The organism is Herbaspirillum sp. B65 (assembly GCF_000333555.1).
In the GTDB taxonomy this organism is placed as follows: Bacteria; Pseudomonadota; Gammaproteobacteria; order Burkholderiales; family Burkholderiaceae_D; genus Herbaspirillum; species Herbaspirillum rubrisubalbicans.
Genome location: NZ_BADI01000223.1, coordinates 1 through 8,183, shown reverse-complemented (window position 1 = coordinate 8,183; position 8,183 = coordinate 1). Strand labels below are relative to the sequence as shown.

The window sequence follows — 8,183 nt, the reverse complement described above, 5'->3', positions numbered from 1 at the left end:
TGTCATGGACGCCTTACAGTCCCGTATTGCTGACGGTCACGGAAGAGGATGCACTGAGAAGATTAGATAGCAGCTTAGGCGCATGCCTCGCAGCACTCGAAGCGCTTCGTGGCAGTTTGGCGGTACATGTAACGTCGGGCGGAGAGTCCTTCTGGACTTTCAAGCACCCGACCATTGGTGATGCCTACTCTGCCATGCTTAAAGACAGCCCCGAGTTGCTTGGAATCTATGTGCGTGGCAGCGATATGGAAAAGTTAATGCGCCAAATAACCTGCGGAGACGTGGGCATTGAAGGTGCGGTGGTTTTACCCCATTCTCTGTTTGGCTCCATCGTTGATCGCTTAACCGCGTATAAGTCAAGTTCAGCGTACAAAAGCAACTGGATGTCAAGTTGGGGAGCTCGAAGGGAGCTATTGAGATTCTTGGCCGGAAGGTGCAGCAAACAATTTTTAGAAGTATATCTCGCAGCCGACCAGACATTGATCGATTCTATAGTTAAGCCCTCGCTCTATCTGGAGTTTTCCGTCGAAGTTGATCTTGCAATACGCTTGTTCAAACTCGGCCTTCTGCCTGAGGAAGCACGGAAGGTTATAGTCGAAGCGGTCAGTGGACATGCTCGTAGTGGCGAAGACTCACGCGTACTGAGCGATCCGGAACTTCGCTCCATGCTTAGTGAAAGAGAGTTGAGGAAACTACGGGAGGAACTTCGAACTGAGACGCTCCCCCGCATTGAAGAGGTACGTCTTGAGCATCAATCTAGTCGCGACCCTGAAGATGATCCTGAATGGCACATGAGGCGCTATTCAAATTTACTTGATGCCATTGAGCAGACATATCCTAAGAGTTGGCGAATTAGAAGAATTGTTAAAAAGGAGCGTCTTCGAGTTGAAGAGTGGATCGGCGAAAATCCAATGGTGGCTTCGTCCTCTTCTTCGCGAAATATTGCAATTGATGAGCAGAGCACGAGGCACGATCTTGGCCGTAGTATTTTTGACGATATCGATGGGTAAATCCCAGATTTTTGACTGCGGCGACTCTTCTCGCCACCAGTATTAGGACCATACGATGATCAACTGGCCAAGGATCTGATCACATAAAAAGTACGTTCGAAAAATCAGCGCCTGACAGCCGCTTCTTGAGTAATTTTCACCCGCACAGATTCTAAACTTTCTGAATCGTGCAACTGTTCATGTAGAGAGGGTACTTATGACCTGTGTCCATAGGCATCTTGAAGATTCTCTTGACCGCTGGGAGGAGTGTCACTGGCATTTGCATCAAATGGAAGCTACTTACCACGTACCCGATGCATTCCGCTATTCATTAAATGCGTTCATTCGTGCGGTCGCTGACGTGCCCGATTTGCTTACCAAAAATTTGGAGAAGCACAAGTCGGCGCACTTGCTCATAAAACCAAAAATAAAAGAGTTGAAAGCAAGCTCTTTGTATTCAATATTGAAAGTTCGGCGCAATTTTATCGTCCATCAGGGGATGCTCGCCGTGCAGAGCAACGGCGCAGTCTACACAATGGAAGGTCCGAGGATAAAACTGAGTTTCCCCTTTCGAGTTGAGGTGTGGGAGAGTTCGGATGCAGCCTACGAACGATATAAGGAGGCCTGTCGCAAAGATAAATTTTGGCGCGGAATCGGACCTGATTGCGATTCTTCACCCGCGATCGTTCGGACATGGTTGATTCCTCAGATCCCAGGTAGAGATCTCTTGGAGGTAGCATTCGATGCGTGGTCGCTCGTGGGAAATCTTATTTCTGATGCAGCGATCGCACTTGGCGGAGATCCAATTGATCTCTCTATGAAGTGCCGGCACTCACCGGAGCTCGTTCGTATTAAACGCTATAGTCAACACGAATTCTTCATGAGTGTTGACGGAATTGATCTCGATGAAGAGGAGCGCAAGTGGAAAGAACAACGGTCTCGTCAACAAGAGCCTGGCCCCGATTAATACCTTTAACCAGCTATCGCGAGATAAAGTGTATGTCTACTTCGACGCTGACGAATCTCTGTATCCGAATTCCACTTCTTGACTCAATGATCTTCATTTCGATCAAGAATGGCAACAATATGGATCATGAGCAATTTCTTTTACGAGACAACACAATGAGGTTGGCCGGCTTAGCAGATTCATGGCCACGGCAATTAGGGCGTTTTTCTTAAAAATAGAAAACAGTAACAGACATGGATCTACTTTCAACCCTCCGGCGCAAAATCAGCGAGCTCCCTGCTGATGCCCCTCTTCCAGGTTTGCGTGCAGTCGAATTGCATGTGGAAGTCGGTTTTCGCCATCTTGAGCGCGGACAACGTGATCTCGATGAAACGGCCTATACAGATGCTGTCTACCGTAGCAACCAAGCCTTTGAAGGAGCGATCAAGGAGGCATACAAGGTTCTCATTGCTAAACCTGTAGATAAAACATCGCCCTTTGAGATTGAGAACTACTTTTCAAACAACAGTGTATTCAAACCACGAGTCCTCGCGCAGTTCTCTAATTATCGAAAGGAATGGCGAAACCCTTCCGCCCACGATCACACACTTGTGTTTGATGAGAACGAGGCCCTTATTGCATTGGCATCGGTGACGACATTTGCATGTGTCTTGACGGATCAAATTGCCGAACACCTAGCGAAGGTTGATTCGGCGCGCTTACTTCGAGAATCACCAAATCTAGTCCTAGATTTGCGTAAGACCAGTGACGACCAGTCCCTTAGTGGACTTATGCTCCGAGCAGTTTCATCCTATGCAAACTTAAGGAGGCACATTTCTGCGCCCCAAAACGAGAGTCAGATCATTGGTTCTTTGACGGCGTACGTGGCAGCATTTGCGCCTGATGTGCATATTGAGCTCGATATGCGTTCGCCGAATCCGAACAAATATCGTGCTGATATTGTTGCTCGCCGTGACCAGGAAGCAGTCTTGGTGCAGGTCAAGAGACTCAAGCCAAGACAAGGTGGTTTTGGACTATCTGGAACAGTAGACAACATAGCCCATGCCGCCAAGTCCTTCGGTGCACAGCATGGGATCGTCTTCATATCAGTGGAAGGCGCAAAGTCTTACGATGTTACACCTTCCCATTTGTGGCCTCACGTCTCACTTGTGAAACCTCAAGAGCGATGCTAGATCTCAATCAATCGCCTTCGCGATGTCCTCAATAATTTTTTTGCGTCCCCGAACACTATCATGGTTTTATCCATATAAAACAGTTCATTGTCCAAGCCCGCGTAGCCTTCTGCCTTGCCAGAACTAGGAGACGCGTAACACCGTAACAGGTGTAACGCGTTACACCAGAACCTCATCGCCGCCCTTCACATCACAGCTGAAGACGCTGAGCTTCGTCTTAGCCGGCCCCATGAGCTATGCCAAATGGCGCGATCAATGCTGAACGCTCCAAACACACACGTAAGCGCGCAAAGCGCGCGCAGCCCTTGTTGGCGAGAACGACGTGATACGGTGAAGGGAACAGCAAGACCGGCCACACCCCGCCCGCAGAGACGACGGATGGGCAAGCGCAGGGCGGAGGCTCACGGGGCCGGAGACGTCAAGGATGCGGAAGGCCGGCACTAGTCAGTCCCGTCAGGGATGAGCGAGCAGCGAACTTGGAACAGCGCGGTCTACGAAGCGGAGACATAGTGACGCCTTTCGCTTTATATTTGCTTGTATGAATGGCTGCTTTCGGCTACGGCGTGTGATGACTCTGAAAGAAAGCGACACTTTGTCATCATTTAGCGAAAACAGCTCCTAGAAAGTCATAAAAAACAGCGGAGGGATTCGTGCATCTTCACTCGTATCGTCTCAGGAATTTTCGACGCCTGAAGGACGCTCATATAGAGCTAGCTGACGACATATCCATATTTGTAGGATCGAATACAGCGGGAAAGACGTCGGCAACTCAGGCCATCCATGCGTTTGTCACAGTGGGAAGAGATCGTTTCAGTCTTTATGATTTCAGTTCTTCTTGTTGGAAAGCTTTCGATGAAGCTGGAGGCATCAACCCGGCCGAACCAGTTCCCGACGGTCTCTCACTTCCAAGCATAGAGCTTGATCTCTGGTTCGAAGTTGCTGCGCCAGACCTCTATCTAGTGATTCCTTTTCTTCCGGGTACAGCATGGGAAGGAACCAAGGTCGGCATACGGGTTTCGCTAGCAGCACGAAATCCTACGAACCTCATTCAAAATTACCAAGAAGCCAAGGCTAAAGGTACAGAGCAGGCCGCGAAACTACCGCCAGGATCACAATATGTTCCTTGGCCTCGCTCCCTGACGGACTATCTTCAGCGCGAACTCAAGAGCGAATATGAGCTGCGCTACTTCATCTTGGATCATACCAAATTTGATGAGAATTTCCGTGAGATCGGGGACTATATTCCAGAAGAATTAGGTGGAGAACCGGGTGGCGGAACAATCCTGAAATCGCTTATACATATCGACAGTTTGGGGGCTCAACGACACCTGGCCGACCCCAATCCGGAAGCCGGCGGGAGATCGGAAGACCTATCAAAGCGTTTGAGCCGCTTCTACAAGCGTAACCTTGATCAAAGGCAAGACGATCACACAGCTCTTAAGGCGTTGTTCGACTCCGAGCAAGCGCTCAACATTCACCTAGATGGCGTATTCAAGCCGATGCTTGATCGTCTCGCGAAGCTAGGTTATCCGGGCATTAATAACCCGCGATTGAAAATTATGTCGGCGCTAGACCCCGCCCATGTCATGAGCCAAGACGCACGTGTCCACTACCAGATCGGAGATGGCGAAGACATTGCCACACTTCCCGACAGTTACAACGGACTTGGGTTCAAGAATTTGATCTATATGGTCGTGGAGATCTTGGACGCCCAAGCGAGATGGGTGACGATGGACAATCGCCCACCATTGCACCTGATTTTCGTGGAGGAACCAGAGGCCCATCTGCACGCCCAACTCCAACAGGTATTCATCCGGAATGTGCTTGAGCTTCTGAATATAGAAGGCGACGACGGAAGTATTTTTGGTAGCCAAATGGTCATAACGACCCACTCGCCGCACATTCTTTACGAACGAGGATTCAAGCCAATCCGCTACTTCCGCAGGAAGAAAGTTGGTAATGAACAGTTGACCGAGGTTCTAAATCTATCTGCCTTCTACCAAGCCCAACCAGATGATCGGGATTTTCTAGAAAGATATTTGAAGCTGACGCACTGCGACCTCTTCTTCGCAGACGCCGCTATTCTTGTTGAAGGCAATGTTGAAAGATTGCTCTTACCCATAATGATCCGGAAGGTGGCGAAAACTCTCCGATCAGCATGTCTATGTATTTTGGAGGTCGGAGGGGCCTTTGGTCATCGTTTCCAATCGCTCATAGAATTTCTCGGTCTAACGACACTAATCGTTACTGATATTGATAGTGTCGCCCTCGTGGCTCCTGAGGCCGGTGATGCAGTCGATGATGAGGAAGCCGAGGAGTTCGAGATTCCTGCCGATGAAGAGGAAGGCATCGCTGTGCAGGATCAGGATGATGGACAAAATCGGGTTGGTGAACCGGTGGTAGCCCCACTCAAGAAAAAATATGGTAGAGCTTGTTTGCCCAATGAGCCAGGCGCTGCGACCTCGAATCAAACCCTCATAAAGTGGCTTCCTGGCAAGCTAACGATCGAAGACTTGCGGAACGCCTCGGAAGCCGACAAAACTCACGAGCTTGTAGACGGTGCAAAGGTTCGCGTCGCCTATCAGATAGAACGGGCTGTTACTTGGAACGGTTTCACTGAAAACCTTTGCGGGCGCACGCTTGAGGAGGATTTTGGCCTTGAAAATCCAGAGTGGTCTCAAGCCGCAGCAATGAAGTCTCTTGGCCTAATTGTGAAGGGGGGAGTCGCCGATCCCAGCGCGCTTGCCAAAGGCCTCCATCAGAAGGTTTCGGGGAAAAATTTCGATAAGACAAAATTCGCGCTCGCTGTACTCACTGAAAACGAGGATACGTGGCATGTCCCGGCATACATCCGTGACGGATTGGTTTGGCTAAAGGGCGAAGTGCGGATCGAACTTGAGACCGTACTACCTGATGCCGGTCCCGTCGTAGAAACTGTCGCGGTAGGGGCTGAGCATGCGTAGCCGGGCAAATAAACCGGACACCCAGGCAGACATCGACCTGCGAAACTGTCTTGGGAACGTTCCGCCGCGCAGCTTCATAATGAAGGCCGGTGCCGGTTCCGGAAAAACCACCTCTCTCATTAAGGGGCTGTCATCGGCCATCCGAATACACGGAGAGAAACTGAAGAAAGCCCGTCAGCGCATCGCCTGCATTACTTACACGGAGATCGCAGCCGGAGAGATATGGAGGGATGTCGGCAGTGATCCGTTGGTTCACGTTTCGACGATTCACAGCTTCATGTGGCTACTAGCGAAACCGTTTCAGAACGACATCCGCGTCTGGGTCTCTGCGCGTATCGCGGAGAAAATTGAGACGCTTGAACAGAAACAGGCTGGCTATGGCCCCAGGGTTCAACAGCGCACAAAGGACAAAGACACCCGCGACCTGGAGCGTCTCCGCAGGCAGTCGGGGCGGATCGCTACAGTCAAAGGCTTCCGATACGGAACAGGTAGCGACTACGTAAAAGAATTCTGGGGCACGATGACATTTTGAGACTTGTGTCCTACCTCATGNCTGAGCGGCCTCTCTTTCGCACCCTTCTCGCACGCCAATTTCCTTTCGTATTTGTGGACGAGAGTCAGGACACGACCACCGACGTCATAGAAGCACTGAAGACCGTTGAGCGCGAACCCGGTGTCACACTTTGCCTTGGCTTCTTCGGCGACCCGATGCAACGCATTTATGCCACGGGGACCGGTTTAGTTGAAGCAGCACCCAATTGGGCCGACATTCCGAAGCCGGAGAATTTTCGGTGTTCAACTAAGGTCTTGAATCTTGCAAACGCTATTCGTCGCGATGGTGATGACCTCGTTCAGGTTCCTGGCCGACGTCTAGGCCCCGAGGGCATCATGCCAACTCCTGAAGGTTCCGCCCACCTTTTCATCTTGCCAGCGGACGACACGCGAGATGCCAACTTGGCTAGAGTGCGCGACTGGATGGCGGTGCGAACTGGTGATAATCGCTGGCGACTTGGTGATGATGACCAAGAGCAGGTCAAGCTTCTTGTCATTGTTCACCAGATGGCCGCGAAACGCTTAGGGTTCGGAGAGCTTTACTCGGCGCTCAACTCCAAAGCACCGACAGCATTCAAAGACGGTTTTCTGGATGGCTCTGCATGGCCTCTTTCACCGTTTGTGAAATTTCTGATTCCGATAGCGATTGCCCATACAGAGGGGCGACAGCTCGAAGTGATGCGGCTGATCCGAGAGTATTCGCCCCTTCTTGAAAAGGACACTCTAGCCGGGGCGAACGTCGCAGAACGGCTTAAAGCACTTAGAGATCTTGTTGCCTCAATTGCAGAAGGCATAGCCGGGAATTCCAACGTAACGATTGGCGATCTTTTGAAGCAAGTGTATGCCGCAGGGTTACTAATCCTTGATCCCCGGCTAGCATCTTACTTGGCCCCAGAAGCAGCTCCACCTACCCGGCCCGCAGAAGGAGAAGAAAATGACGACGACCAAGAAGACGATGAGTCCGATAAGGAAATGGCCTCGATGGATGCTTTTCTGGCGTGCCCGGCTACACAGCTTCTGGCGTACCAGACCTACATTTCGGAGCGTTCACCTTTTTGGACGCAGCAAGGCATAAAAGGGGCTGAATTCGATAGGGTGCTCGTCGTGCTAGACGATGCAGAGAGTACCCATTTCCAATTTTCCTATGAAAAATACCTTGGTCTCAAAGCGCTTTCGGATACCGACCGGAAACACATCGAGGCTGGGGAAGAAACGACTGTGGATCGAACACGCCGTCTTTTCTACGTGAGCTGCACAAGGGCGCTAAAAGACTTGGCAGTCGTCCTCTTCACGGCTGATCCCGAACAGGCTGATGCACATTTGCGCCAGCTTGGTCTTTTTGAAGGAGACTCTATCCATACTCAAGCCGTTTTTGAGGCAGGATAAATCGCGCATCGTTGAATTTTGCAAGCGGGGCACTCAGCCCCCAGGCCGAAGGCATCAGGAGTCAAAACCGGACGGTCGCTTGACTCGATGGAAGATGCTGATTAGCAATCCGCGAGCTTGCAAGCGGCACGCCGACAGGCCGCCGGGAAAAATT

4 protein-coding genes and 2 pseudogenes are annotated in these 8,183 nt (G+C 50.9%); 5 read left to right on the top strand and 1 reads right to left on the bottom strand.

What is annotated here, in order from left to right:
- The 3 genes and pseudogenes from I5W_RS31955 to I5W_RS31060 form a co-directional block, all read left to right on the top strand.
- Positions 1 to 1,010, top strand: a pseudogene (locus I5W_RS31955) (hypothetical protein); the annotation flags it as partial.
- Positions 1,011 to 1,278: 268 nt separating this feature from the next.
- Positions 1,279 to 1,956 (top strand): hypothetical protein, encoded by a 678-nt coding sequence (locus I5W_RS05705; protein ID WP_044528517.1) that lies wholly within the window; start codon positions 1,279 to 1,281, stop codon positions 1,954 to 1,956.
- 233 nt (positions 1,957 to 2,189) lie between these two features.
- Positions 2,190 to 3,128: a hypothetical protein gene (locus I5W_RS31060; protein ID WP_148289040.1), complete on the top strand. Its 939-nt coding sequence runs from the start codon at positions 2,190 to 2,192 to the stop codon at positions 3,126 to 3,128.
- A 3-nt stretch (positions 3,129 to 3,131) separates the two neighbouring features.
- Here I5W_RS31060 and I5W_RS31055 read toward each other — a convergent pair.
- A pseudogene (locus I5W_RS31055) lies at positions 3,132 to 3,241 on the bottom strand (NAD(P)(+) transhydrogenase (Re/Si-specific) subunit beta); the annotation flags it as partial.
- A 537-nt stretch (positions 3,242 to 3,778) separates the two neighbouring features.
- Here I5W_RS31055 and I5W_RS05700 point away from each other — a divergent pair.
- The gene (locus I5W_RS05700) at positions 3,779 to 6,091 is read left to right on the top strand and encodes an ATP-dependent nuclease (RefSeq protein WP_044528516.1); all 2,313 of its coding nucleotides are present in this window, start codon (positions 3,779 to 3,781) and stop codon (positions 6,089 to 6,091) included.
- Entirely contained in the window at positions 6,084 to 6,623 is a 540-nt protein-coding gene (locus I5W_RS32360; protein WP_199901710.1) for a UvrD-helicase domain-containing protein, read from the top strand. Before I5W_RS05700 ends, I5W_RS32360 begins: the two co-directional genes overlap by 8 nt.
- Positions 6,624 to 8,183: the final 1,560 nt, after the last annotated feature.